At 43.9% G+C, this 25,309-nt stretch carries 24 protein-coding genes; 8 read left to right on the top strand and 16 right to left on the bottom strand.

Going from position 1 to position 25,309, the window contains the following annotated elements:
• Positions 1 to 13: 13 nt before the first annotated feature.
• Positions 14 to 181, top strand: a complete 168-nt coding sequence (locus tag O9334_RS14925) for a hypothetical protein (protein WP_288000860.1) — start codon at positions 14 to 16, stop codon at positions 179 to 181.
• A 184-nt stretch (positions 182 to 365) separates the two neighbouring features.
• On the opposite strand, the gene O9334_RS14920 is transcribed toward O9334_RS14925, so the two are convergent.
• Positions 366 to 1,550 carry an NAD(P)H-quinone oxidoreductase subunit H gene (locus O9334_RS14920; protein ID WP_045358935.1) on the bottom strand — a complete coding sequence of 395 codons (1,185 nt, stop codon included), beginning with the start codon at positions 1,548 to 1,550 and terminating at the stop codon, positions 366 to 368.
• Positions 1,551 to 2,066: 516 nt separating this feature from the next.
• Positions 2,067 to 2,726 carry an SDR family oxidoreductase gene (locus tag O9334_RS14915; RefSeq protein WP_045358937.1) on the bottom strand — a complete coding sequence of 220 codons (660 nt, stop codon included), beginning with the start codon at positions 2,724 to 2,726 and terminating at the stop codon, positions 2,067 to 2,069.
• A gap of 124 nt (positions 2,727 to 2,850) precedes the next feature.
• Here O9334_RS14915 and O9334_RS14910 point away from each other — a divergent pair, with 124 nt between their 5' ends.
• The 3 genes from O9334_RS14910 to O9334_RS14900 all read left to right on the top strand — a co-directional run bounded on the left by O9334_RS14910 (position 2,851) and on the right by O9334_RS14900 (position 6,676).
• A complete protein-coding gene (locus O9334_RS14910; protein WP_045358939.1) occupies positions 2,851 to 3,555 on the top strand; it encodes a DUF1997 domain-containing protein in 705 nt (234 codons plus the stop codon).
• Positions 3,556 to 3,706: 151 nt separating this feature from the next.
• Positions 3,707 to 5,500, top strand: a complete 1,794-nt coding sequence (typA, locus tag O9334_RS14905; protein ID WP_002796752.1) for a translational GTPase TypA — start codon at positions 3,707 to 3,709, stop codon at positions 5,498 to 5,500.
• A 216-nt stretch (positions 5,501 to 5,716) separates the two neighbouring features.
• Positions 5,717 to 6,676 (top strand): ribose-phosphate pyrophosphokinase, encoded by a 960-nt coding sequence (locus O9334_RS14900; protein WP_238567801.1) that lies wholly within the window; start codon positions 5,717 to 5,719, stop codon positions 6,674 to 6,676.
• A 271-nt stretch (positions 6,677 to 6,947) separates the two neighbouring features.
• Here the strand turns inward: O9334_RS14900 and lepB are convergent, their stop codons facing one another.
• Positions 6,948 to 7,550 carry a signal peptidase I gene (gene lepB / locus O9334_RS14895; protein ID WP_045358943.1) on the bottom strand — a complete coding sequence of 201 codons (603 nt, stop codon included), beginning with the start codon at positions 7,548 to 7,550 and terminating at the stop codon, positions 6,948 to 6,950.
• Positions 7,551 to 8,008: 458 nt separating this feature from the next.
• On the opposite strand from lepB, the gene O9334_RS14890 reads away from it, so the two are divergent.
• The gene (locus tag O9334_RS14890; RefSeq protein ID WP_288000856.1) at positions 8,009 to 10,180 is read left to right on the top strand and encodes an EF-hand domain-containing protein; all 2,172 of its coding nucleotides are present in this window, start codon (positions 8,009 to 8,011) and stop codon (positions 10,178 to 10,180) included.
• A gap of 167 nt (positions 10,181 to 10,347) precedes the next feature.
• On the opposite strand, the gene O9334_RS14885 is transcribed toward O9334_RS14890, so the two are convergent.
• The 12 genes from O9334_RS14885 to O9334_RS14830 form a co-directional block, all read right to left on the bottom strand.
• Positions 10,348 to 11,010 (bottom strand): Na(+)/H(+) antiporter subunit B, encoded by a 663-nt coding sequence (locus O9334_RS14885; protein ID WP_045358947.1) that lies wholly within the window; start codon positions 11,008 to 11,010, stop codon positions 10,348 to 10,350.
• On the bottom strand, positions 11,010 to 11,552 hold the full coding sequence (locus O9334_RS14880) for a DUF4040 domain-containing protein (RefSeq protein WP_045358949.1): 543 nt from the start codon (positions 11,550 to 11,552) through the stop codon (positions 11,010 to 11,012). The genes O9334_RS14885 and O9334_RS14880 overlap by 1 nt, the downstream gene beginning before the upstream one ends.
• A gap of 8 nt (positions 11,553 to 11,560) precedes the next feature.
• A complete protein-coding gene (locus O9334_RS14875; protein WP_045358951.1) occupies positions 11,561 to 11,830 on the bottom strand; it encodes a monovalent cation/H(+) antiporter subunit G in 270 nt (89 codons plus the stop codon).
• Positions 11,827 to 12,090 (bottom strand): hypothetical protein, encoded by a 264-nt coding sequence (locus O9334_RS14870; protein WP_045358953.1) that lies wholly within the window; start codon positions 12,088 to 12,090, stop codon positions 11,827 to 11,829. The genes O9334_RS14875 and O9334_RS14870 overlap by 4 nt, the downstream gene beginning before the upstream one ends.
• Positions 12,087 to 12,470 (bottom strand): Na+/H+ antiporter subunit E, encoded by a 384-nt coding sequence (locus O9334_RS14865; protein WP_288000853.1) that lies wholly within the window; start codon positions 12,468 to 12,470, stop codon positions 12,087 to 12,089. Before O9334_RS14865 ends, O9334_RS14870 begins: the two co-directional genes overlap by 4 nt.
• Complete coding sequence (locus tag O9334_RS14860) at positions 12,467 to 13,903, bottom strand: cation:proton antiporter (RefSeq protein ID WP_045358957.1); 1,437 nt, start codon at positions 13,901 to 13,903, stop codon at positions 12,467 to 12,469. Before O9334_RS14860 ends, O9334_RS14865 begins: the two co-directional genes overlap by 4 nt.
• Positions 13,900 to 14,247 carry an NADH-quinone oxidoreductase subunit K gene (locus O9334_RS14855; RefSeq protein ID WP_002801104.1) on the bottom strand — a complete coding sequence of 116 codons (348 nt, stop codon included), beginning with the start codon at positions 14,245 to 14,247 and terminating at the stop codon, positions 13,900 to 13,902. Before O9334_RS14855 ends, O9334_RS14860 begins: the two co-directional genes overlap by 4 nt.
• A 539-nt stretch (positions 14,248 to 14,786) precedes the next feature.
• The gene (locus O9334_RS14850; RefSeq protein WP_045358961.1) at positions 14,787 to 15,431 is read right to left on the bottom strand and encodes an HNH endonuclease family protein; all 645 of its coding nucleotides are present in this window, start codon (positions 15,429 to 15,431) and stop codon (positions 14,787 to 14,789) included.
• A gap of 17 nt (positions 15,432 to 15,448) precedes the next feature.
• Positions 15,449 to 16,822 carry an AAA family ATPase gene (locus tag O9334_RS14845; RefSeq protein WP_045358963.1) on the bottom strand — a complete coding sequence of 458 codons (1,374 nt, stop codon included), beginning with the start codon at positions 16,820 to 16,822 and terminating at the stop codon, positions 15,449 to 15,451.
• A gap of 115 nt (positions 16,823 to 16,937) precedes the next feature.
• Positions 16,938 to 17,984 carry a class 1 fructose-bisphosphatase gene (fbp, locus tag O9334_RS14840; protein WP_288000850.1) on the bottom strand — a complete coding sequence of 349 codons (1,047 nt, stop codon included), beginning with the start codon at positions 17,982 to 17,984 and terminating at the stop codon, positions 16,938 to 16,940.
• A gap of 177 nt (positions 17,985 to 18,161) precedes the next feature.
• Positions 18,162 to 18,944 carry a DUF3153 domain-containing protein gene (locus tag O9334_RS14835; RefSeq protein WP_288000848.1) on the bottom strand — a complete coding sequence of 261 codons (783 nt, stop codon included), beginning with the start codon at positions 18,942 to 18,944 and terminating at the stop codon, positions 18,162 to 18,164.
• A gap of 2 nt (positions 18,945 to 18,946) precedes the next feature.
• Entirely contained in the window at positions 18,947 to 21,199 is a 2,253-nt protein-coding gene (locus O9334_RS14830) for a ribonuclease R family protein (protein WP_190380828.1), read from the bottom strand.
• 421 nt (positions 21,200 to 21,620) lie between these two features.
• Here O9334_RS14830 and O9334_RS14825 point away from each other — a divergent pair, with 421 nt between their 5' ends.
• A complete protein-coding gene (locus O9334_RS14825; protein WP_288000846.1) occupies positions 21,621 to 22,397 on the top strand; it encodes a slr1353 family protein in 777 nt (258 codons plus the stop codon).
• 291 nt (positions 22,398 to 22,688) lie between these two features.
• Here O9334_RS14825 and O9334_RS14820 read toward each other — a convergent pair whose 3' ends face one another.
• On the bottom strand, positions 22,689 to 23,885 hold the full coding sequence (locus O9334_RS14820; protein WP_288000844.1) for a DUF4377 domain-containing protein: 1,197 nt from the start codon (positions 23,883 to 23,885) through the stop codon (positions 22,689 to 22,691).
• 244 nt (positions 23,886 to 24,129) lie between these two features.
• On the opposite strand from O9334_RS14820, the gene O9334_RS14815 reads away from it, so the two are divergent.
• On the top strand, positions 24,130 to 24,474 hold the full coding sequence (locus tag O9334_RS14815) for a YbaB/EbfC family nucleoid-associated protein (protein ID WP_045358970.1): 345 nt from the start codon (positions 24,130 to 24,132) through the stop codon (positions 24,472 to 24,474).
• 59 nt (positions 24,475 to 24,533) lie between these two features.
• Positions 24,534 to 25,256, top strand: a complete 723-nt coding sequence (locus O9334_RS14810) for a pyridoxine 5'-phosphate synthase (protein WP_199319125.1) — start codon at positions 24,534 to 24,536, stop codon at positions 25,254 to 25,256.
• Positions 25,257 to 25,309: the final 53 nt, after the last annotated feature.

Here is a 25,309-nt window from a genome sequence, read left to right as displayed (position 1 = left end):
AGGAGCAAAATCTATGAATTTCTGGCAAAAACATAAAGCGGACATTGACGTGATTTGCCGCATCATCACCACTTTAACTGCCTTGGCTAGTTTGGGTGTTCAGGTGGGAGAGTTAAAGATTCCCGAAAGCAAGATTCTTCCCCTTATCCCTGAGGTTCAGGTGGAATTAAATATCAGATGAACGTAGGTTGGGTTGAAGCATGAAACCCAACTCCTGCATGGGTTACGCTACCGCTAACCCATCCTACAAATAATTGTGCCTCCCTACTTAAGCGCATTACCTGAAATAAAGGCCGATGTGCTTTTTTCATAAGACTAGGCCAAAACGAGGGTGAGTTAATAAGATAACCCACCCTGAAAGAGATTTAGCGATCAACTGACCCCATAATAATATCAATACTGCCTAAAATCGCCATAATATCGGCAACTTTTACCCCTTTGAGGATATGGGGCAGAATTTGAAGATTATTAAAATCGGCGGCCCGAATTTTCCAACGCCAAGGGAAAACATCATCATTACCGACGATAAAGATACCTAATTCCCCTTTACCACTTTCCAAGCGCACATAATGTTCACCTTTAGGAATCTTAAAAGTGGGGGCGACTTTTTTGGCGATATATTGATAGTCAAAATCATTCCAAGCTGATTTTTTCCCTTCTGCCATCCGTTTTGCTTCCAGATTTTCGTAGGGACCACCGGGTAAACCTTTCAGTGCTTGCCGGATAATTTTCACCGATTCGCGCATTTCCCGAATCCGCACCAGATAACGAGCAAAACAATCGCCGGCGGTTTCCCAATGCACTTCCCAGTCAAAATCGTCGTAACACTCGTAATGGTCAACTTTTCTTAAATCCCATTTCACCCCGGAAGCGCGTAACATCGGACCGGATAAACCCCAGTTAATCGCTTCCTCTCTGGTAATGCAGCCTATCCCTTCAATACGACGGCGGAAAATCGGGTTATTAGTGATTAATTTCTCGTATTCGTCCACTTTGGGGTCAAAATAGTCACAGAAATCCTCGCACTTATCCACCCATCCGTAGGGTAAATCCACCGCCACGCCACCAATACGGAAATAATTATTATTAATTAACCGCATTCCCGTGGCAGCTTCCCAGAGGTCATAAATCATCTCCCGTTCCCGGAAAATGTAGAAAAAGGGAGTTTGTGCGCCCACATCCGCCATAAAGGGGCCTAACCAGAGTAAATGGTTAGCGATGCGGTTGAGTTCCAACATAATCACCCGGATATATTGCGCTCGTTTGGGAACGGCGATATCGGCTAATTTTTCGGGAGCATTGACCGTAATCGCCTCGTTAAACATCCCTGCGGCGTAATCCCAACGACTAACGTAGGGAACGTACATGACATTAGTGCGATTTTCGGCAATTTTTTCCATGCCCCGATGAAGATAACCGATTACGGGTTCACAGTCAATCACGTCTTCCCCGTCAAGGGTGACGATTAAGCGCAAAACTCCGTGCATTGACGGGTGATGGGGTCCCATGTTTAAAACCATGGGTTCTGTTCTCGTTTCAATTTTTGCCATATGGCTACCGATGATCCCGAAAATCTTTTTAAAGTTATTTTGACACTCTCCGCCTTAAAAGTGCGGAGATTCTTGGGCTGAATCCTGCCTCTACCAGCAAAGCTAATTTTGGTCTTACAGTTTCATGTCTAGTCCGACTACACCTATAAGGCAAGCACTCCTATAGACTACTCCCCAAGCGTAAATTTCTGTGTGTCCCACAGTATTTAATTGTTTTGCGTTCTGACAGTTTGGACTTAATTGAACACCATTGACTGTTAGAAATTTTGAGATCACGGAGTAGGACGTTTAACCTGTTTCCTCACGTTCTCACGGTCGGCAACCTATAGTCACTTTAGCACAAAGCCGTCTTAAAAGGACGGGGTTTTCAACTCAAATTTGCGATAAGTAAACGTCTTGACAATACACAAGAAAAGCGAGAAGCTTTCAGGCTGGCAGCAGGGCGAGTCAGGGGTGAGTCGATAGGACCTGCAATTGCCCCAGAACCGATGCGTCAAAAGCTGATGAGTAATCCCCTTAGGTGACACTTTGAAACAATTGCGGCCAATCGAGATTGGGTGCGTCTGAGGGAGCAACAATTTCGAGAATTTTATTGTTAGCGGCTGGATAAAATAGGGATTCTACGCAAACGGAAGCCACTTTCGTGCGGGGAATATTGCCCTCAGACAGGGTATCGGCGGATGACATTTTAATGGCATTAAGATTATCCTCATTTTTAAGGCCTCCGGGTCGCACGATCGTGTAGGTTAAGCCACTATTGATTAAATAGGCTTCCGCTTGTTTTTTCCAGAATAAAATTAACCAAAAGAGATTGAGGGGGTGGAAAAAGTTCGATACACAGAGGGAAGTAACCAGAACAAAATGTTCGATTCCTTTCTTTTTGGCGGCATCGATGAGATTTTTAGTTCCCAAGTAGTCCACTAACAAAGGTTCCGTGGGATTAAAACTCGGTCTGGCTCCCGTGGCGCATAGCAAAACGCTACAATCAGCGATTAGTGCCTCTAACTTATCGGCCTGTTGGACATCTCCGACGACGATTTCCACCCCTGCTGGCAAAATCTCCGCCGCTTTCTCGCGGTTTCTCACCAAAGCGCGCACGGGAATCTGACGTTCGACTAATTGGGCAACGATTCGCCGTCCCGTTTCCCCTGTGGCTCCTGCTACAAATGCTTTCATCGCTTCTTGACCAAATAGTTTTTAACAATACGTTACACTAATCTCGATTCTACAAATTTCCCCGATCCTTTGGTGGTTAATCGCCAACTTTTTCTAACAGTATCATTTTCCAGGTTTATAAGTCATGCAGCGTCCCCCCATTAACTCCCTAGCTCTCGAATCTGTAGAAGTCAAAGAAGACAATCAATTTCTCGGTTTTCAAACCCATTTTGCCGGAGCCATGGATATGTATAGCAATCAGGACACGGTTGCCGATTATCTCCGCGCTCACGAAGGTTGGTTTTGTCGTTGTGCCGAACCGATGAAAACTCTGCCCTTCGGTGACAATGGTTATATTATCACCATCGGTAAATATGGTGCTTTTGGCTATGAAGTGGAGCCGAAAATCGCTGTGGTTCTGGAGCTGCCCGTCAATGGAGTCTATCATACTCGCAGTGTCCCCATTCCCGATCAACCGTTTTTGGGCTATCTAGTGGATTATCAGGCAATTATGAAACTAGAGGAAATGCCGCTATCTTCTCCTAGTCGGGAAATTGAGGCAATTTTTCGGCAACAGGGACGGGATATTCCGGCGGTTATCACCCAAATCACCTGGGAACTACAGATGGATGTTATGGTTAAGTTTCCCAAGTTTATTTATAAGATTCCCCGTTCAATTCTCCAAAAAACCGGTGATAAACTGTTGACGCAAATTGTTCGCCAAGTTTCCCCCCGCTTAACCTACAAAGTTCAAGAGGATTTTCACTCTAGCTTTAATTTACCCCTACCCCCTGCCTCCAGTCGTCTTTTCTACCGTCTCGACTCCTGCGAGGGTGGGTTGCTTGCATAGGGTTTGGGGAGTCTGTCAACAGTAATCAGTAGAGCTTGCTGATGGGAAACCAAGGAAAAATAAAGATTTGCTAACGGTGCTGGTCAGTCTAAGCTAGAATGTTAAGAAATGTTTACTCGTAAAAATAAACCTAAGACTACTTCAATATTTTATGTCTCTGCCTATCCGTAACGTTGCTATCATTGCTCACGTTGACCACGGGAAAACCACCCTCGTCGATGCACTCCTCAAACAGTCGGGAATCTTTCGAGAAGGGGAAGATGTACCCACCTGCGTCATGGATTCCAATGACCTCGAAAGAGAACGCGGTATCACCATTCTGGCCAAAAATACCGCCGTTCGTTACCAAGACACCCTGATTAACATCGTCGATACTCCCGGTCACGCCGACTTTGGTGGCGAAGTGGAACGGGTTTTAGGCATGGTGGACGGTTGTATTCTGATTGTCGATGCCAACGAGGGGCCGATGCCCCAAACCCGTTTTGTGCTGAAAAAAGCCCTAGAAAAGGGATTAAGACCGATTGTCGTGGTCAATAAAATCGATCGCCCTAACGTAGATCCTAACCTAGCCGTGGACAAAGTTTTCGATCTGTTTGTGGAACTGGGCGCCGATGACGACCAATGTGATTTTACTACTCTGTTCGCTTCCGGGATGCAAGGATTCGCCAAAGAAAGCCTCGAAGACGAAGACAAAGATATGCAGCCCCTGTTTGAGGCGATTTTACACCACGTTCCACCACCGGCCGGGGACGTTAACAAACCCCTACAGCTGCAAGTAACCACCCTCGATTACTCGGAATACTTAGGACGCATCGTTATCGGCCGCATCCATAACGGCGTAATTAAAGCTGGTCAACAGGCGGCTTTAGTAAAGGATACGGGCGCGGTTGTCAAGGGTAAAATAACAAAACTTCTTGGTTTTGAAGGCCTCAAACGGGTGGAACTAAACGAGGCCAGCGCCGGTAATATCGTTGCTGTGGCTGGTTTTGCCGACGCTAACATCGGGGAAACGGTAACTTTAGCCGATGACCCGCAAGCTTTACCCCTAATTAAAGTCGATGAACCGACCCTACAAATGACCTTCTCGGTGAACGATTCTCCCTTTGCCGGTCAGGAAGGCACTTTTGTCACCTCGCGGCAAATTCGCGATCGTCTAATGCGAGAATTAGAAACTAACGTCGCCCTGCGGGTGGAAGAAAGTGATTCTGCCGAGAAATTCCTGGTTTCGGGACGGGGGGAACTGCATTTAGGCATTCTCATCGAAACCATGCGTCGGGAAGGCTACGAATTCCAAGTATCGCAGCCGCAAGTTATCTATCGGGAAATTAACGGTCAACCCTGCGAACCCTACGAATACCTCGTTTTAGATGTACCCGAAGAAGCGGTGGGTTCCAGTATCGAACGTCTCGGCCAACGGAAAGGGGAAATGCAGGATATGCAGACGGGCAGCAATGGCCGTACTCAATTGGAATTCGTGATTCCGGCCCGGGGTTTAATCGGTTTCCGGGGCGAATTTATCCGTCTGAGTCGCGGTGAGGGGATTATGAACCATAGTTTCCTCGAATATCGTCCTTTCTCTGGGGAATTAGCCACCCGTTATAATGGCGTGATTACTGCCTTTGAGGAAGGAGTCGCCACTTTCTACGCCCTCAAAAACGCCGAGGACCGGGGGGTATTCTTTATTACTCCGGGGACAAAAGTGTATAAAAACATGATTATCGGCGAAAGCAACCGGCCCCAAGACGTGGAGATCAATATCTGCAAAACTAAACAGTTAACCAACCATCGTTCCGCCACTGGGGATGAATTGGTTCAGTTACAATCCCCCGTGGATATGAGTCTCGAACGCGCCCTCGAATACATCGGACCAGATGAGTTGGTGGAAATTACCCCGAAATCGATCCGTCTGCGTAAATTACCGGTGAAAAAGTTAGCCAAACGTTAATCGGTTTTGACAAAATCCGGCGGCAATTTTGCCATGGCCATTGCCGCTAAAAGGGGCAGCAATGGCTCGAAGATGATCGGTAATTGGTTATGATTGAGATCTAACAAAGAAATCCACTCAGATTTTCAACAAAACTGAGATGATAGAAAAAAGTGCCTTGAGTTTGAGGGTAAAGAATCTGCTGTGAGCTATTCTGCTACTTTGATGCGACATCCGATGTTTCCCGCCGCGTCGGACAGCAATCGTCTTCGTCTCTTTTCGGGATCCGCTAATGTATCTCTTGCCCAAGAGGTGGCCCGTTATCTGGGTATGGATGTGGGTCCGATGATTCGTAAACGTTTCGCCGATGGTGAATTGTACATCCAGATTCAGGAATCGATCCGGGGCTGTGATGTCTATTTAATTCAACCCTGTTGCAATCCCGTCAACGATCATTTGATGGAATTGTTGATCATGATTGATGCCTGTCGTCGTGCTTCTGCCCGACAAATTACCGCCGTAATTCCCTATTATGGTTATGCTCGCGCCGATCGCAAAACCGCCGGCCGGGAATCGATCGCCGCTAAACTGGTGGCTAATCTGATCACGGAAGCGGGGGCAAGTCGCGTGCTGGCCATGGATTTGCATTCGGCCCAAATTCAAGGTTATTTCGATATTCCCTTCGATCACGTTTACGGTTCCCCAGTGGTGGTGGACTATCTTCTCAGTAAACAATTACCGGATATCGTCGTGGTTTCTCCCGATGTGGGTGGGGTGGCTAGGGCGCGGGCTTTTGCCAAAAAACTCAATGATGCGCCCCTAGCAATTATTGATAAACGCAGGCAAACCCATAATGTGGCGGAAGTGATGAACTTGATCGGCGATGTTAAGGATAAAACGGCGGTTTTAGTCGATGATATGATCGATACGGCCGGTACGATCGCCGAAGGGGCGCGGTTACTGAAAGCCAAGGGGGCGCGACAGGTTTATGCTTGTGCCACCCATCCGGTTTTTTCCGGTCCTGCGATCGAGCGTTTATCCAGTGGCATAGTCGAGGAAGTGATCGTTACTAACACGATTCCCGTGCCGCAAGAACATTTTTTCCCGCCACTGAAAGTCTTGCCGGTTGCCCCGATTCTGGGTGAGGCAATATGGCGCATCCATGAGGACAATTCCGTGAGTAATATGTTCAAATAGGGTCTGCTGAATAAATCTAAAAACCTTGCTGGATAAGACTTTTAGCCTTTTTTGAAATCCAAAAGTACCAGATATGGGAGTGATCAGGGGGAAATTCAGCTACTTTTTCCCTGAAAATTAGGTAATTGACCCCCTCAAAATCGGTAAAACCCCACACCCCACACCCTACACCCTACACCCTGCCCCTAGGAAAAACTTTTTCAGCAGACCCTAAATAGATGGCCGAATCCCCCTAGTTTTAGGGGGAATTTTCATATTTATTTTCTTGACATTAATTCTGATTTGTGGCAGCGTCGGGGTTGTCAAGTCCTCCCAGACGCTCAAAGGGCCAAAAACGCACCACGGCGCGACCGATTAAGTTTTCCCGGGGAACGAAGCCCCAAGCGTGGGAATCATAACTATTATTGCGATTATCGCCCAAAACCAGATATTGATCGGGGGGAACTGTCACCGGTCCGAAAGCATAATTAGGTTCTTCGGCGATATATTTTTCCGCTAAAACTTTACCGTTGACGTAAACTAGACCGTTTTTGACTTCCACCTTATCCCCCGGCAGTCCAATCACCCGTTTAATAAAAGCATCGTGAAAATTTTGAGCTTTCAGAGCGGCTGTCGGACTAAAAACCACGATATCACCCCGTTCTGGCTTATGAAAATGATAGCTAACTTTCTCGATAATTAGGCGATCGTTAATCTGGAGAGTGGGTTCCATGGAAGAAGAGGGAATATAACGGGCCTCGGCCACAAAAGTGCGGATGCCAAAAGCCAAAATTCCAGCCGTGACAATGGTTTTAACTGCTTCTAGCCAAGGGTTTTCTTGGGGGACGGGAGGAGGAGAGGGTTTTTCGGATTTATGGTTCAAGCTTTCAGCCATAGAATTTTAACTTTTGAGAAGGATTAAGCTAATGCGCTCTTTAATTTTCTAGTTTAGTGATAAGTAGGTAGGTGTTAAAAATTGTCAGACACCCCCCTTATTAAGGGCGGATCAAAGGCAAAATCTATCTTATATTATATTTAATTATAACTACTTACTTAGTAGCACCGTAAACAATATTTTAAGACAATTTTCCTACATCTACCGGATCACTGTTAATTTGTCAAGGCCGCATCCTGCCGCCTGAAGGGGAATTTCCTCGGGGGGTAGAAAAAGGTAAGATTAGTCCCATTGCTGACGAGATCGAAACTCGTGCTAGTACCATCATAGACGCGGGGGGCCTGACTTTGTTGCCCGGTGTTATTGGTCTACTGCATTTTCGCCCACTGGGATGTTTACAAAAATTCCCGAATGATCGATTGAAAACTTGGATATTAATCTACAAAGCGACTAGATCTATGTTTGCACAAATTCCCGAACGCTCGATGCACTATCTGCGATGGGTTGTGACCATCGCTTGGTTAATTCTGATATTTTCTCTGTTTTTTGACCCTATTTCGGCAAATTTAACCGATCCTAACAATCTCTCTAGTCCCCTGAGAGTTGATCCCGATGTGTGCATTAAAGTCCAGGGAGTTTGCCTATCCCAATCCTCCTATCAGTTAGGTGCGCCGATTTTTTGGGGAATAGTGGTTCCTAGTGGCATTTTTATCTTATTAGTATTTGGTCACGAACTCTGGCGGCGGATCTGTCCTTTATCCTTTCTTTCTCAAATACCACGCGCTTTGGGTAAACAGCGTCAGAAAAAACAGACCGATAAATCGGGAAAAGTCCGCTCTGAAATCTATAAAGTGCCGAAAAACTCTTGGTTAGCCCGGAATTATCTCTATCTACAATTTAGTCTGTTATTTTTGGGTTTATGCGGACGTATTCTCTTTTATAATTCCGATCGCTTAGTACTGGGTAGCTTTTTAATCTTGACTATTCTAGCGGCGATCTTTGTGGGTTATTGGTATGGGGGCAAATCTTGGTGTAACTATTTCTGTCCCATGAGTCCAGTTCAAAAGATTTACGGTGAACCGAGGGGTTTACTAAATAGTACCGCTCACGAAGACAGTCGCGGTGGGATTACTCAATCCATGTGTCGCATTGTCCATGAAGATGGTAGCGAACAAAGTGCCTGTGTTGCCTGTCAAAGTCCCTGTATCGATATCGATGCGGAAAGGTCCTATTGGGATGGGATTACTAACAGCGATCGTCAATGGCTTTATTACGGTTATTTTGGCTTAGTTTTTGGCTATTTTATCTATTATTACCTTTATGCTGGCAATTGGGACTATTATTTCTCTGGAGCTTGGGCGCACGACGAAAATCAACTAGAATCCCTCTTTAAACCGGGTTTTTATCTTGCTGGTCAGGCAATTGCGATTCCGAAGTTGGTAGCTGTTCCCTTAACTTTGGCAATCTGCACTTTTTTGGGTTACTTTCTCGGTAAAAAAGTGGAAAATGCCTATAAAGTCTATAGAATCCGTAAAAAGTCGCCTTTAACTACGGAAATTATCCGTCATCGAGTCTTTACTGTCGGAACTTTTCTGATTTTCAATTTCTTCTTTATTTTCGGTGGTCGTCCTTTTATTAATCTTTTGCCAAAATTTTGGCATTATTTCGCTAGTATTTTACTGGCGGTTTTGAGTAGTTTATGGTTATATCGCACCTGGACAAGGGATCCGGGTCGTTACCAACGGGAAGGACTAGCGGGAAGATTGCGTAAACAGTTGGGTAAACTGGGTCTCGATACGGCTAAATATCTCGATGGGCGATCGCTGGAAGCTTTGCAGGCGGATGAGGTGTATGTATTGGCCAAGATACTGCCGGATTTCACCCACCAGAAGCGTTTAAAAGCCTATAAAGCCGTGTTAAAAGAGGCTTTGGAGGAGGGATATACTGACTTCGGCCACAGCCTCGAAATCCTGCAACAAATGGGCCTAGAGTTGACGATTACCGAGGCGGAACATCAGGCAATTCTAACAGAGTTGGGTGTGGAATCGGCCGAACTTCTCGATCCGGAAAAGCAGTATAGTCGCGAGGATTGGTTACGTTTGCAGAGTTATCGCGATGCTTTGTTAGAAAGTCTCTTGGTAACTTGGAAAAAAGACCCCGATCGCAAGGTGGGATCGGAATTGCTGGAAGTGTTAACCGGTAAGAGTTCCAGGGAGGCGATCGAGCATTTATTGACGGAATTGCCGGCCGCGGAAACGGAAACTGTCGAGTCTTTGCGTCGCCAGTACGGAGTTACCGGTCAGGAGGAGGAAACGATTCTCCATCGTCCTCTGGCCCGTCAATTATGGCAAAATATCGCCCGCGCTTTTCAGGTCTTCGATCGTCTATCTTTTAGTAGTGACAGCGATCGTGATCAACAGGAAAAAATTTTATTGCAAAGATTCCAGCTATTCGATAGTGATGGTTCGGGACAAATTAGCCTTGAGGAGTTAAAAGCTTGTCTTCAGGCGATCGAACCGGGGGTGACAGACAAGGAAATCGAAGCTATGTTACAGCAGGCCGATACAAGTCGCGATAATCAGATTAGTTTTCCGGAGTTTCGCGACCTACTGCACCAATTCCATAAATAAACTGTCTTCAACTAAGGAGTCTTTATTTTCCCTGACTCCTTATTCCTTAAAAAAATAGCTGTTCGCAGGCAGGCACGGATTCCCATTATACTAGAAAGTATAAGGCAAGTTGAGGAATTTTGTCAAGCCTTTTTAAGCAACTTTATTTCTATTTGTCTATCTACGCTTCACAATAAACCGCGATAGCGGATAAAAACGAGGATTACTGCCCAGGAACCTAAAGCTACTTTAACGGCGACTAAAATATTTAGTATCGGCAAAATGCCGCCACTAAATAGCGCTCCTAATTCCCCGTGGGGTAACTCAAATCCTGAGAGAGTAATGGCGGCTAAAACAATAAAAACTAAGACGGAAATTTTCTCCCATGTTGCCGCTTGCCAACGGCGATAAATTGCTTGCATCCATTCGGGAGACGAGGTAATTGCTATTAAACCAATTGCTGTACCTCCGGCGACTCCGGCGGCAAAACCTCCCCCCGGACTTAAATGTCCGCGGATAGCTAATTCAATGCCCACTAAAGCGGTAATTGTTGCCCCTAAACGGGCTAAAATAATTGAAGGTTGGTCGGTAAATTGATGGATTTTGCTGGCGGGGTTTTCGGTGGCTAAAAGAAAATTCGCCCCCATAATGGCAATGGTAAAAACAACCACTTCATAGATAGTATCGTAGAGACGATTACGAAAAATAACCACCGAAACCGCATTAGGAACACCGCCGTCGCGCACCAGGGATTCAACAATTTCTAAGGATAATACAGGGGAAGCAGTATTCGGAATAATTACCATTTTGACAGCGAAGGCAATAGCGGCTAGAGTATAAATCCATTTCATTAGTGTTTCTCCTCTAATTTTCGGGTTTCAATACAGGTTAAAATCGTGTTTGCTGCCGTTAATTCATTTTTAAAAATATCGTAGAGATAGGGTAATCTAATTGTGGTTTCGTAGGGGATAGTTTCTGGATTGTCTTGACGGATACAGACGGCATGAACATCTTTATCCCTAAGTGCCTGTTGCAAAGCTTGTTTATCACTGTAGGCAACCAATTCTAAACGCATAAAACGCTTACTTAAAACCGTTTGTAGTTGAGTTTTTAACTGTTCTAAAACTGTATCGGTTTCCTCGGCAATTACTCCTAAACGCATCACTAAAGAGGAACGAATCGCCACCGCGTAGAGAGTTACAGCTAACATGGTTCCCATCAAAGCTTCGGTTAAAGACACATCTGCTGCCCCTAATAAAGCATAAACTAAGGCTGCTATTGCCCCTAAAACCCCGCGAATTACTAAAGCTTGGTAGGGATTGGATTGTAACATCACCATCGCCGCAGTTAAAGGCAAGAGGGCAACAATAACATAGAGATAACTTTCATTCATCTTTAATTTTACTCTCGATCGCTAGAAGTATAAGCTAAAACGTAGCCTAACATGGTGTTCCAAATTGCTAGGGAAATTATTGCCAATAATAATAAAGGCCAATTTTGGGGAACTTTCAAAAGTAGCCCGAAAATAATCGCCATAGAACCCAAGGTATCAGCGACAGATAGACCATGTAATTTATATAATACCGAGCGCTTGTCTAAAAGATGCGCCGTTCCCCAAAACCAGAAAAAAACTCCGATAGCGATACAGATATAACTCAAAATGTCAATCATGATTCGTTCAGTCGTTTAAGAATTTGTGCTAATAACATAAAGCCGGCATTACCGACACTGAGAATAATCACTGCTACCACTCCAATCATCCAATCATCCCGCAGAACTGACACCACTAGAATAATAATTGATGATTTACTGGAAGCACTGGCAAAGGCGGCCATTTTTTGCCAAATATCATCATTTTTTGCCACTTCATAAAGGGGAATTAATAGGGCGACAATCATGGCAATGAGAATAATATTGAGAACAATATTCATCCCTGGGAACTCCGTTTAATTACATGAACTTCATACCCCTCATTTTCCTTGTATTCGGTGACGATAGTTTTCGGGGTAAAGGTAATGAGAAATATATCCCAAAAAGCCAGTCTGGGTGAACGTTTAACCGAAATTCTCTCCAAAATAATTTCTTCTTCCTTGTGGGGACGAAAGATAATTTCAAACGCTTCTTTATAAGCTTGGGGAATAGCCATAAAGACTTTAATTATTACCTTTAACCAATCGCCTAAAGTTTCGCTAGAGGCGAAATTACGGGGCAAAAGAAAAGCAATAGCCACCCCGATCATAATATTAGCGGGGGTAAAATTAGCGGTGAGCAAAAACCACATAGTTAAACGCAGAATTATATGTCCGATCATGCTAAGACCATCCAAAACAATAGAACTAACATTATACTCATCATACCGACGAGATTATCAAACTGTTCCCAGACCCGTGATAATTTTAGGGATAACTTTTTGAAAACTCCCAGATATAACCACCACCCCGCACCGATGACGGCTAAAGCTTTGATAATATTGGGTAGATTATAAGCTTCAACATAGACGGCATTGGATAAAAATAGGGCGGCAAGGAGCAGAATTATTGCTGTCCAGAAACCGATAGTTAACTTCTGTTTACTTTCGCCACCTGCGTGGGGTAAAAAGATAAATTTAGCAAAGGAAATCGCCGTCCCCACCGCCACAAGATTGATCATAATCTCTTGCCAGGGGACTAAATTTTTCATCGTTAACGCTTTCGCCCCAAAACCGGATAATAAGGGGAATCCAGAGATAGAAAAACTAGCAACCACTAGGGCAATCCAGAGAGAATTAGGGATCGATTGTTGCTGTAATTCTTTAAAATTGCGACTGGGTAAAACTCCCGCTAACAGAAATAGGCAAGATTTAACTAAACCGTGGGTAAGGGTATAAAAACCACTGACTACCGGGGCAGCTAAAATAAAACCTAACTGGGAAATAGTATGGAAGGCTAACATCCGCTTGCTATCCTTTTCAAACACTGCGTATGACACGCCAAAAATCGCCGTTAGCACCCCGAAAAGCCGAATTAGGACATCTAAATCCCCTAGGATTAAAGCACAGCGCAGGAGGGGAAAAATGCCAGCTTTTACCACCACCCCCGACATCAGCGCCGAGACGGAGGTTTCCGATTCCGAGTGTGTCATCGGTAGCCATAATCCCGAGACAAAGATTCCCCCTTTGACTAATAATCCCATGAAGATTAAAGCCAAGGCTTCGGGAGGTGCGTCCTTTAAACCGGCAAAAGCAAAGGAATTATTGGCTTTATAGACTAAAACTGCGCCGATTAGGTAAAATAACATCGCCACATTGCTGATAAACAGATAACGCAGGGCAACCCAGAGAGAGCGATCGCTGCGAGGATAGGCAATCATCAGAAAAGCGGCAATACTAATTACCTCTAGGGCAACGTAAACGCTAATAAAATCCTCACAGACGAAGACAGAGTTAATACTCCCGTGGAGAATGATAGCTTGAGCGTAAAAAAAGGCGGTTTTGCTACTTTCCCAGTTATAAAAAATAACTGCCATCGTCACCAGGGCATTAGTGAGGATAAAATAGGCACTTAACTGATCGGCTACCAGTCTCACGCCATAATTATCCAGTAGGTTGAGGATTATGGGAGAGGATTGGCTAAATAGAAGGAGAGAATAGGCGAGAGAGATAATAGTGGCGGCGAGAGCCAGATATTTGTCTAATCGCGGCAATAAATAAATGATAAAGCCGATCAAAAAGGGTAAACTTATCCAGGCGATCGTTAAAGTATTCATGGTGTGTTATTTTTTTCTATCTCGCTGCTGTCGAGGGTGGGGTTATCTTTGGCTAATTTCATCACTCCCACCAGCATTAACGCCTGAATGGAAAAACCGATGACGATCGCTGTTAAAATCACTGCTTGGGGTACAGGATCGGCGTAATCTTGCTGTTTAACTGTACTGAGGATAGGGGTAAATAAACCGTCACGGGAAGAAATCACCACATAGTAGGCGATAACGCCCGTACTCATGACATCCATGGCGATAATCTTCATGATTAAGTTTTTTTTCAGGAATGTTCCTAAAAATCCGCACAAAACGGTGGCGAATACAAACAACTCTAGGAGGGGAATCGTCACTGGGCTTCTTGATTAGATTTGGTTATGAGTCAAAATATTTCTTCTAATTATCCTCGATCGAGTCCTATTTATCAAAAAAATCTCAAGATTATGGGGGGAATTTTCGGGCGGCAAATAGATTGTTTTGGATCTATAATTATTATTGAAAAAAATAAAAACAAGCGGTTTCGCTTTAATAATGTATATCTTGCCAGAGAGCGCAATCAGTAATGTTTTGGAAATCTTTGATATTTTTGCTGGCAATAATAACCCGACGACTGGGATATTTTTCTTTGAGTAGAGTCCAGAATTACAATCACTCTTTTAATCCCATCCCTGAACTTTTCTGGCTCTCCTAGACTGGTTATAGCAAATTAGTAGTTTAAATCAGCCTAAACCCTTAAATAGTCTGGAATCTAACAAAGCAAAAAGCTTTTTTTATTAAAATTGCTTTTTTGAATTCTGGTGAGCCTTACTTCTTTTAACCGTCCGTTGCATTTCAGTTGTTATTTGTCTGTTTTAGGTTTTAATTTAGAGCATATTTATCAAGAGGGTTGCTCTTAAGCTTGGAGCCAACTTCTCAAGATATTAATTACTACTGGAGTGAAAGGTTCCATTTGATCTTGCTGAGGTTGTGATAGGTCATCGATTAATATATTTAATATTTCATCATCCTCTAAGCCGTCATCTGGATTTATGCCATTTTCCCATAATAAAACATTAGACAACTGCTTCCGTGTTTCGATCAAAGCACGGTTATTTTTTTCATGGTCACCCAAATTTAAAACTCGAATCGTGTCAGCTGCCCGATCGCTCAATCCTTCTACCCGTCCACTAATTTTGAATCGTAGTTCTGTTTCACATTCTGTCATCAGGGGAGTTAGGGGTAGGTGTTGAGATTTATGTGCATCACCGCATTGATTAGGGGTATTACAACTAGCAACAATATTTGAAAAGTCGAGCGTACGTTTAGGATTTAGCTTTTGAGCTTCTATATGCTCATTATGGCAAGCATTAATTTTTTCGATTCGCTGGCAGCAATAGGCACAAAGATAAAACTGCTCATTAAGAGCATAGTCTCGAATCTTTGCTCGAACGACTTTCCCTTCTTCTGTTTTATCTAAATCATCGTATGCCCCATGAGGGTTCTTCCTTTTCCAAGCTTTTAAACAACAAGGTTCAGCCCCTTTACTAATGGTTCGCATAAGGTTCAGCCCCTTTACTAATGGTTCCCATGACGCAATTCTTGTTTACGGAGCAGTAGTTTTGCTTTGACCAATTCGAGATGATTGGCAGGTAGTTCCTCACTTAATTCTGCCAGCAATTGTTGAGCCTCGGTTAGCTTTGAATCTTGTATGGCATCTAGCAGATCGTTCAATTCAGTATCAATTTTCTCATTACGAATGCTGGTATTCATGACATCTAATAAGACAGTATTAGCATCTTGCCCATATTGAGATGGTAACTGTCGCAATTCGCCATTAGCTAAAGTGTAGATCAAAACATTTTTACAATCACTGATCACTAGAGGTGAATGGGTTGTCAGCACAAACTGACAATTTGGGAAAGTTTCGGTCAGGCGCTCGCAGAGGCGACGTTGCCAAGAGGGATGTAGATGCAAATCGACTTCATCAATCAAAACGATACCATCACCTGCTAAAGGATTTTCTAAGGCAGGGTTCAGCATAGCTAGACGGCGGGCAATATCACCCACAAGAGCCATTAGGGATTTTTCGCCTTGTGAAAGTTGGGCTAGGTTGAGGGTTTCACCATTTTTGTCCACTGCCATGTAGAGACGAGGTTTACGACGGACTCTAAGGTTATCCAGATGGGGCATAAATCGGCCAATGGCGGTGCGAACTGCTGTTAATTGCCGATCTTTAGCGGAGGCATTGCGTTCGTTTAACCATTGCCATAAGTCTTGATTGGTTTCAGCCATTATTGGTCTTAGTTGGTTGAGAACGTCTTCAGGAACTCCTGATTCATTTTCGGTATCTTCCCGTTCTCGGAACCATTCAAAAAAGCGGCGAAAGTCAACGCCCTGACTTAAGGAGTTATCATAACCGTCCAATTGCAAAAAGGTATGCTTAGTCCTAATTTTTAGTGGAATATCGAGTACGACACGCTCGACAGGATAAAACGCAATTAGGGGTAGGCTAGTTTTGTCATCATGGGTGAGGGCATCACGATAACGATTGGCCAAGCGCGTACAGTCATTAAGGTTGCTATTATATTGGGCTTTACGTCCTTTTCTACTTTTTGCAAGAATCCATCTGAAATAATGGTCAATATCGCTTTGATCAGGATTGTTTAATGAGTTGGAGGAATCCCAGACTTCGATTTCAATGCTGCCAGCATTAGCAGTATTAAATATGGCATCTTCAGAAATAGGGTTACCACTCCCTTTTTCTGTAAGTAAACGAGCAGTAAACCAACTAAGAGAAGTTGCTAATGCTTTTAGTATAGCAGTTTTACCAGCCCCGTTATTACCAACAAAAACGGTAATGTTGCTTGGGTTTTGCTCTGTAGGAGCCAAGGAAATTTCCAGCTTTTCAAATAGCCCGATGTTATTTAAGATGACCCGTTGAATTTCCATATCGGGGAGAGTGGTGAGGGATATGCTGACTGCTGATAGACTAGGTATAAAACCGTAAAACAGTTAGAAGATAGGGAAAATATCTGGCTTCCTAATCGCTAAATAAAACTATAAGTTAAACTCGATCGCGATGACGGCGATCAGCGATAAAAGACTCCACCAATTTGACATCTTCGACACTACCGATCACTAAAGGTGTGCGGGTGTGTAATTTATCGGGAACGATATCTAAAAGATTTGTCACCCCATCACTAGCTTTACCTCCTGCCTGTTCAATTAAAAAAGCAAGGGGGGCAGTTTCATAAATTAAGCGCAATTTTCCCTGGGGATTTTTAACAGTACCCGGATAGAGAAAAACGCCTCCCTGCATTAAAATTCGATGGATATCTCCCACTAATGCCCCACTGTAACGGGCTGTGTAACCATCATGACGGTGAACATAACGAGTATAGTCGCGAATTGCCTCATCCCACTGCCAAAAATTGCCCTCATTGGTACTATAAATCGGGCCATGGTCGGGGATAATAATATTCTCTTGGGCAAGGATAAATTCCCCTAAACTGGGGTCAAGGACAAAGGCATGAACACCGCGACCGATCGAGTAAACTAAAATAGTCGAGGGTCCGTAGAGAATATAACCGGCGGCGATTTGTTTACGACCATTTTGCAGTAAATCCCGCGCCTCTCCGTCTAAATCATTGCCTTCCTGTTGACGGATGGCAAAAATCGAACCCACATTTAGATTAATATCCACATTGGAAGAACCATCGATCGGGTCGTAGAGTAGGGTATAGCGACCGATGGGACAGTTTTCTGGGATATAATAGGGTTTATCCATTTCCTCGGAAGCAAGACGGCAAACTAAACCACTTTGCTTAAAAACCGAGATAAATACTTCATTGGCAAAAACGTCCATTTTCTTGACTGATTCCCCTTGGACGTTGGTTTCTCCAGTAAAACCTAGCACATCCGCCATTAATCCCGCTTTACTGAGACGACGGGCAATTAATTTCCCCGCTAGGGCAATCCGACTCATAATTGCGCTTAAATCCTGTGCGTCGGGGGAAAAGCTTTGTAGTTGTTGCAGGACGTGACGGGAGAGGGTGGTACAATCTCGATCGAGGCTATGTTCGGGGATAGAAAAGGGAATATTGCTAACCATAACTGTAATTGCCAGTAATAAAGTAAAAAAGGGAAATCCGTCTAGTCTCAATTGTGACTATGATTTGATCCTAGCCAAGATTTTCCCTATTGCGGGCCAATTTTTAGATCAGTTTTAGAGTTGGCTAATTTTCCCCTCATTGATCATTAAATCCCGGTCAATAGTTGTCCTCTCAATTTAAGTCGATGGGGATACACCGGGCAAGCGTTTATATTTCAAGTAATAGGCAAAACCTGTTATTAAAACAATAACTATTGTGCCGATACCTAAATAGTTAGGAACCCAAAAAGCCGCCGCAATGGTGTTAATTTCTCCTGGTTTTAAATGCCAAATTAACTGATTATCAACTTGTTCTACCGGGGGATTTAATCCTGAGTCATCATCAATATTTTGACCAGGAAAGGGAGTCTTTAAAGCGAAGTCGATATCGACTAAAGAACCGGGACTAACGATAATATTTCCCTGTTCGGAAAGCACACCTAAAGCTCGCAGATCAACAGTTAGTTTTAAGTTTTTCTGGGTCAAAAAGAACCAATCTTGTTCTGTTACTGCCAGTTTTGAATCTAGTTGCAGTAACTTTATATCATCGGTATCGGCAGAATTTTTGATTTTAAAGGAAGAACTAGGATCAAAAAATTGATTGAATTTTTCCTCTAATTCCTGACTATTACTAAAGGGAATAGTGACAATTATTTCTCGTTCGGAAATAGGAGCGGTTTTCCCCTTAAGTAATTTTGCCCTCTGTTCGATACTATTTAACCATTTAGTGGCTTCGGTTTGACTGAGACTGGTTAAGCGTTGTCCGAGGGTGATATGTTGAATAATTTCCCCGTGGTGTTGGTGGGGAAAATTAATGCCCACATCATAACGGACACAGCCAGTTAAAAAGAGAAAAATACCGCATAAAAAGGGCAGAATAAAGCGGGTTTTCCCGATTTTTTCGGTGGTTGGTTGATTCATAATTAATCTTCTTCTAAGTCGTCATAACTTGCTGAACTGCCACCGCTAACCGTAACTAGATCAATTTGCTGACGATAATAGTCTACATCTTTTACTTCCACTTCTACCTCATCACCGAGACGATAGGCAACGCGATTTTTCCGTCCTACCAAACAGCTATGACGGGCGCGATATTCGTACCAATCATCCTTGAGAGAAGAAACATGGACCAACCCCTCCACTAATAAATCGGAAATTTCCACGAAGAAACCATAGGATTGTACACCGGTAATTAAGCCGCGAAAAACTTGGCCCATTCTTTCTTTCATTTTCTCGGCTTTTTTCAATCCTTCTAGGTCTTTTTCCGCATCTTCAGCAATTTTTGAGCGATCATTGAGATGGGAAACAATTAGGTGGCTTTCTTCTTCTAACTCCTCCTGAATTTGGCTTGGTAGAATATTCCAATGAATCTGTCCATGACAGCTATTACTGCCCAAATTAACCCCGACTTTGACGATTTTGCTGCGGCGATCTTTCCCCTCTGTTAATAGGATTTTTAACACCCGTTGTACCCAAAGATCGGCATATCTTTGCAGGGGTGAGAGACAGTGGGTATAATTGCCAGGATAGGCCAAACCAAAATGGGGTAGAGGATGGCTGCTATATCTAACTAATTTGAGAGTTTCTTGCAGGAGATAATTGAGGACTTTCACCGATGAGGAAGCGGAAAAAGTGCGGGTAAGATTTTGATAGTCATTGGGTTTAATCTCCTCCTCGGCAGTTAAATTTAATTCTGCCCCCAAATTATTGGCTAATTTGAGTAAATCCTCTAATTCATCCCAATCCGGTTCCGATTGTCCGCAGTAGATACAGGGCAATTTTAAGGCCTGTAAATGTTCGGCGACAACTTTGCCGGCTAAAATTGCCACTTCTGTCAGTAAAGAGCGGGCCGGTAAATTATTAGAAGCGAGAACAGTCCCCCCCCGTCCTTCGTCTTTGTAGGGGGAGATTTTGTCTAATTGAATATCAAAACTACCCCGCTGCAGACGTTGGGATTTTAGGGTGGGGCAAACGCTGAAAAATAAATCTTTCAGGGTTTCAACCGTATCGGTGGGGGCAGCTGCGCTATCTTCTTCACTGAGCAGATCGCGCACCTGTTGATAGGTAAAATGTTGATCCACTTGGATGAGGCTGCGGGTGATTTCGTACTCCAATAGATCGCCCTTGTCATCGAGGGTGACGAGGATAGAAATAGCGGGGCGCTGTTCTTGCGGTGACAGGGAACAACGACTGATAACGGCAGCCGGGACTAATGGCAACACTTTTTCGCCTAAATAGACGGCATTTCCCCGTTTTTTGGCAACTTTATCCAATAATCCGCCCCGTTCAATGTAACGGGCTACATCGCTGATATGAATGGCGACTCGCCAGCGATTTTGGTTGATTTTCTCTAAAGAAAAGGCATTTTCAATGATCGGAGGATAATCCAGGGATGTGTCGTCTTCGATAGTAAAGGTGAAAAATTGGGTTAAATCTCGCAGTTGTTCTTTTTCGCCACTATCGAAGAAATCCGCTAAATTATCGGCAATTTCGAGGGCTTCTGGCGGAAAATTATGGGGTAGATCGTGTTTACAAGAGACGATATCCGTGTCGGCAGCGGCCTCGGCCGTGGAACCGAGAACACGAGTAACTTTACCGATGGGAGGCATTTCCCCTAGGGGATAACGGAGGACGGAAACATGAACGAGGTGATCGATGTTTTCTTGGAGGTTTTGACCATTTTCGAGGAGATTAAGGGTAAATTTCAGGCGATCATCCAGGGGAACCGCCACAAACTGCTCATTTTCCTGTTTTACTTGCGCTAGAAGCGAAGGATTAGCCCGTTCCAGAATTAATCTCACCTCTCCTTCTGGGGAACGACGACGGGTCCCCTCGCGGATGATTTTGACTAAAACCCGATCGCCATTCCACGCGTTACTTAAATGATTTTTCGAGACGTAGATGTCATCAGCATCTTCGATATCTTGGATAGCAAAGCAAAATTCTTTACTGGAACAGCGCAGCTTTGCTTCTACGATATTTTCTTCGATCACACGACGATAGCGCCCGCGTTCTTTGACAACCATTCCCAGACGTTCCAAAGCATCGAGAATCACTTGCAATTTTTCGCAGCTTTCGGGATCGTCTTCGCAGCCTAGTTTTTTTTCGAGAAGTTTACCCGTAGCTAATTTATCATCACTAAGATGAGAGAGGAGTGTGGCGATCGAGAAGTCCATCTAACAATAATCCTTACTTACAAGACACTGACGGAATCGTGAATAATTAAGTTTAAATACTTAATAATGGGAAGATTGATTTAAACTATTGACTCGAGAGATTATCTCTGTCGGGGTAATTGCGATCGCTGGTGGTGACAGTGAAGGTAAACTGACCAAGCATCGAACACCCGAACCTACCCTGAGAATTATCGAAGCCTTCGTTAGTATAAGCCCATAGCGAACACCGACAAACTTTTCGGCGATCGCTAGTCTTGCTGGCAGAAGCTTCAGCCTAGTAGAATCTTCTTACTGTGGGGAAGGCTAATCCTAGGACTGAAAATTTTATCTAACCTTTAATCTTAGCAAGAACTTGCTACATTTTTCCATAATTACGATAGAGTATTCTCATATAAGTACAAAAGAACTCGAAAAAGTCACCATGTTGCAAAAGTTACGCCAACGTTACCCCCAAGTTGCCCTGATTAGCGAGTTAGTTCAAATCGATCACGGCAAGTATATTGTGAAAGCGATCGTGAAAATTGAGGGAAAAACGGTCGTTACAGGTTTAGCTGCGGCAGATACGGTGGAAATAGCCGAAGATAGAGCCAGAGAACGAGCTTTACTGCTTTTAGAGGCTGAAAGCACCCCCGATCTCCAGCCTGTGGAAAAAATCAGCCCCAATAATATTTCTCTACCGGAAGATTTACCTAAACCCGTCCCTAGTGCCAAAAAATCGACCAAAACGGCTAAAGTCACCGAAATACCTCGTCCTGAAGCCAAAATTGAACCGGAATTACCCCCAGTTAAGGATATTCCCCCAGCTAAAATTGAACCGGAATTACCTCAAGTTAAGGATATTCCCCCGGCTAAAATTGAACCGGAATTACCCCAAGTTGAGGATATTCCTTTACCAGAACCAGAGCCTTTATTATTAGAAATGGAAACCGATAATTACTCCTTATTAACAGAATTGCCAGAAGAAGCTAGTTTAACTGAAGAAGAACCCCCAGAACCGGAACCAGTTGCTGTTATTCCCGAAGAAATCGATTATTCAGTTCTTAAAACTAAAATTGATGTGCAGATGAAACGATTAGCTTGGACCACGGAAAAAGGTCGGGAATACCTGATTTCTACCTATGGCAAAAAGTCCCGTTTACTGCTAACTAATGAGGAGTTATTAGAATTCTATAACTACTTATCTAGTATCAGTGCCTAATCACTAAACCTGCTGCATAAATCAAAAATCTTCCGTTAAGTGAGGAGTCTCCGAGCCAGTATTCTCCGAGTCAGGAGAAGAAGAAAGAAATAGATTATTTCCTAGCAGTAGAAAAGCGATCTTTTTCTGGAAAATGCGATTAAAAACTCACTTTTGCGGGAGATATAATAAAGAAGCTATTAGCTGCCAGTCTTTTTTTCCCTATCTCACTGATAACTGATAACTGATAACTGATAACCGATAACTGATAACTGATAACTGATAACTGATAACTGATAACTGATAACTGAATTAGTTTCTCACAGCTTCTGTTTCCGCTTCTTTGGGAACAACAACTGGCAATCCGCTGACTGTTTCGATTTGATAAATAACGCGACTTAATTGGGAAGGACAACAGAGAGGATCCGTGTCTTTATAGCGATTAAAAACCACAATAATTCGATCGCTATTTTGTAAAACAATTCTCTGAGATGCCCCATCAGCGCGAGAATCCATCGGTCGCGGGGAAAGAGTGCCAGCGAATTTACCATCGACAAAAACAAAGTCTTGATAACCCATCGGTCGGCACATTCCATCCACTCCACTCATGGCCGAAATAATGCTAGTTTTACCATAGGTTTGCACGGCCCCGTACAGTAACCATCCCGCTTTATTAAGCGCTTGATCATTGGCAGTAATTGCCGGACGAACCTGTTCACGACACTGGTTATCGATCACGGTTTTAACGGGAGATTTGGGGATAGGTGCCTTGGCTTTATTCCAATTAGTTAACGGTCGATCAAACCAAGCTCGCGGAGTCTCTTTTTCTGGGGTTTGGCTAATAACTTCTAATAGCTTCCATGTTTCCGAATTTTGATTAGTAGCTGGATTGGAGACGGTTTCAACGCTAACTTTAATTTGATATAAAAATCCAGGTTTATAATCAAATCCCTCGATACTATTGGCGAACAATCTCCAGTTTTCCTCTGGTTTTTCTCGCATCTGTAAACAGTCTTTGGTTGTGCCTTGGCTACAGGGTTGTTTCCTAGAATTGATATAAATTGTCTTTTCCGTGCGCGTGGTGGTCGGTGCGGGGGTAAAAGTGAGTATTCCTAAACCTTCGGGATTACGATAAAATAATTGTAAATCGCCTTTAGCTGTCACTTGGAATTGTTCCACTCCTTGCAAGGCAGCAAGATATTGATTTTCTTGTTTCATCTGCGGTTCCGGACAAGCTTTTTTCGTAGTAGCGATCGCTTGGTTAACCTTGAGCGTGCCATCATTGACTTGATAGCCGGTATTATACTGGTTGCATCCGGCCGAACCACTGAGGATATTTTTCTGGAAAGCGGCAGTAATTTCCGTTTCTTTCACCAAACTTCCGGCTGTCCAACCCCTTAGTTTCCATCGAGTCCCCTCCAAAGGGGAAGTATTAGCGATCGCTGCTTTCCCCGCTAAAGCACAACTTAGGGCAATTGTCAAGAAAATTCCCGTTTTTTTGGCGTTCAAAATTGCTATTCTCCTCGTCAAAGCAACAATTGTATTATGGCGTGGGGTAATCGACTGAGTGGTTGGGATAATTTTTTGGATTTCTCTTTCTGACCATCCCGTGACGGATGAAGAGAGAACAAGTTCCCTCAAACCTTAACCCAGTCAGAAAGTCATCGTTGTCATGATGGCCAAAAGTTGACCCCGGTTCACCTTAAGCAGTACAATAAAAACCTTGAGTGACCCCTTAAACAAAAAAAACATCATGGCACAAGGACAAGGATTCGGATTCGGTCTCGGTAAGATTAAAGAACTACAAGAAGCTTTCCAAAAAGCGCAACAGGTGCAACAAGGGGCGAAAGTTCTGCAAGAAGAACTGGAAACTATGGAAATTCCTGGCCAGAGTGAAAATGGCTTGGTGACAGTCTATCTCAGTGGCAACCAAGAACCCCGGGGTATTGAAATCGACCCTTCTCTCCTCTCCCAAGATCTGGAGATTGTGGCTGGGTCTATTCTAGAAGCCATGAAAGCCGCCTATGATGCCTCCACGGAAACCATGCGCGGCAAAATGGAAGAACTGACCATGGGTTTAAATATCTCCAATATGTAATCGCTTTTGACCGCAATGGTAAGATGGAAAGTTGGACTAACAAACAAGGAGGTTCAACTTTGCTGACTTTGGGTGTCAATATCGACCATGTGGCCACAATTCGCCAAGCGCGCCGCACCGTGGAACCGGATCCCGTGGCGGCGGCAGTTTTGGCCGAAATCGGTGGTGCTGATGGCATTACCGTTCACTTGCGCGAGGATCGTCGTCATATCCAAGATCGCGATGTGCGGATTCTCCGGCAAACGGTGCGGACTCATCTGAATCTGGAAATGGCCCCGACGGAGGAAATGATCGCCATTGCTCTCGATATTAAACCCGATTATGTCACCCTTGTCCCCGAAAAGCGCCAGGAAGTGACCACGGAAGGGGGGATCGATATGCTGGGCAATTTTGACCGTTTTTGTCGGGTTGTAGAGCGCCTGCAAGGGGCTAATATCCCCGTTAGTTGGTTTATTGATGCCGATTTTGCCCAAATTCAAGCGGCCGCTAATACGGGGGCGAAATTTATTGAACTCCATACCGGTCAATACGCCGAAGCACAACAGGAGAGCGATCGTCAAGCAGCATTAACAATTCTTAAAGAAGGTTGTGAATATGCTTCCTCTCTGGGTTTGCGGGTGAATGCCGGCCACGGTTTGACCTATTGGAATGTTTATGCCGTCGCCTGTTTGCCCAATATGGAAGAATTGAACATTGGTCACACAATTATCAGTCGTGCGGTTTTGGTCGGGTTGGAACGGGCTGTTAGGGAAATGAAATTGGCTATGCGTGGACAATTGTAAAAGCCATCAGCTATCAGCTAATCTCCCGACTAACGAACAATTACACTGAAAAA

Origin of the sequence: Microcystis sp. LE19-8.1F (assembly GCF_027531715.1) — a bacterium.
Lineage (GTDB): Bacteria > Cyanobacteriota > Cyanobacteriia > Cyanobacteriales > Microcystaceae > Microcystis > Microcystis wesenbergii_A.
The sequence above is the reverse complement of the archived record's forward strand: the minus strand, read 5'-3'. Positions and strand labels throughout refer to the sequence as shown.

What these genes read in the sequence shown, in the direction of transcription:
- O9334_RS14900 (WP_238567801.1), top strand. Translation starts at nt 5,717, where the DNA reads ATGTTTCCCGCCGCGTCGGACAGCAATCGTCTTCGTCTCTTTTCGGGA.
- O9334_RS14870 (WP_045358953.1), bottom strand. Translation starts at nt 12,090, where the DNA reads ATGAATATTGTTCTCAATATTATTCTCATTGCCATGATTGTCGCCCTA.
- O9334_RS14880 (WP_045358949.1), bottom strand. Translation starts at nt 11,552, where the DNA reads ATGAATGAAAGTTATCTCTATGTTATTGTTGCCCTCTTGCCTTTAACT.
- typA (WP_002796752.1), top strand. Translation starts at nt 3,707, where the DNA reads ATGTCTCTGCCTATCCGTAACGTTGCTATCATTGCTCACGTTGACCAC.
- lepB (WP_045358943.1), bottom strand. Translation starts at nt 7,550, where the DNA reads ATGGCTGAAAGCTTGAACCATAAATCCGAAAAACCCTCTCCTCCTCCC.
- O9334_RS14850 (WP_045358961.1), bottom strand. Translation starts at nt 15,431, where the DNA reads ATGCGAACCATTAGTAAAGGGGCTGAACCTTGTTGTTTAAAAGCTTGG.
- O9334_RS14910 (WP_045358939.1), top strand. Translation starts at nt 2,851, where the DNA reads ATGCAGCGTCCCCCCATTAACTCCCTAGCTCTCGAATCTGTAGAAGTC.
- O9334_RS14825 (WP_288000846.1), top strand. Translation starts at nt 21,621, where the DNA reads ATGTTGCAAAAGTTACGCCAACGTTACCCCCAAGTTGCCCTGATTAGC.
- O9334_RS14890 (WP_288000856.1), top strand. Translation starts at nt 8,009, where the DNA reads ATGTTTGCACAAATTCCCGAACGCTCGATGCACTATCTGCGATGGGTT.
- O9334_RS14815 (WP_045358970.1), top strand. Translation starts at nt 24,130, where the DNA reads ATGGCACAAGGACAAGGATTCGGATTCGGTCTCGGTAAGATTAAAGAA.
- O9334_RS14835 (WP_288000848.1), bottom strand. Translation starts at nt 18,944, where the DNA reads ATGAATCAACCAACCACCGAAAAAATCGGGAAAACCCGCTTTATTCTG.
- O9334_RS14845 (WP_045358963.1), bottom strand. Translation starts at nt 16,822, where the DNA reads ATGGAAATTCAACGGGTCATCTTAAATAACATCGGGCTATTTGAAAAG.
- O9334_RS14885 (WP_045358947.1), bottom strand. Translation starts at nt 11,010, where the DNA reads ATGAAATGGATTTATACTCTAGCCGCTATTGCCTTCGCTGTCAAAATG.
- O9334_RS14860 (WP_045358957.1), bottom strand. Translation starts at nt 13,903, where the DNA reads ATGAATACTTTAACGATCGCCTGGATAAGTTTACCCTTTTTGATCGGC.
- O9334_RS14920 (WP_045358935.1), bottom strand. Translation starts at nt 1,550, where the DNA reads ATGGCAAAAATTGAAACGAGAACAGAACCCATGGTTTTAAACATGGGA.
- O9334_RS14830 (WP_190380828.1), bottom strand. Translation starts at nt 21,199, where the DNA reads ATGGACTTCTCGATCGCCACACTCCTCTCTCATCTTAGTGATGATAAA.
- O9334_RS14915 (WP_045358937.1), bottom strand. Translation starts at nt 2,726, where the DNA reads ATGAAAGCATTTGTAGCAGGAGCCACAGGGGAAACGGGACGGCGAATC.
- O9334_RS14875 (WP_045358951.1), bottom strand. Translation starts at nt 11,830, where the DNA reads ATGATTGACATTTTGAGTTATATCTGTATCGCTATCGGAGTTTTTTTC.
- O9334_RS14865 (WP_288000853.1), bottom strand. Translation starts at nt 12,470, where the DNA reads ATGATCGGACATATAATTCTGCGTTTAACTATGTGGTTTTTGCTCACC.
- fbp (WP_288000850.1), bottom strand. Translation starts at nt 17,984, where the DNA reads ATGGTTAGCAATATTCCCTTTTCTATCCCCGAACATAGCCTCGATCGA.
- O9334_RS14925 (WP_288000860.1), top strand. Translation starts at nt 14, where the DNA reads ATGAATTTCTGGCAAAAACATAAAGCGGACATTGACGTGATTTGCCGC.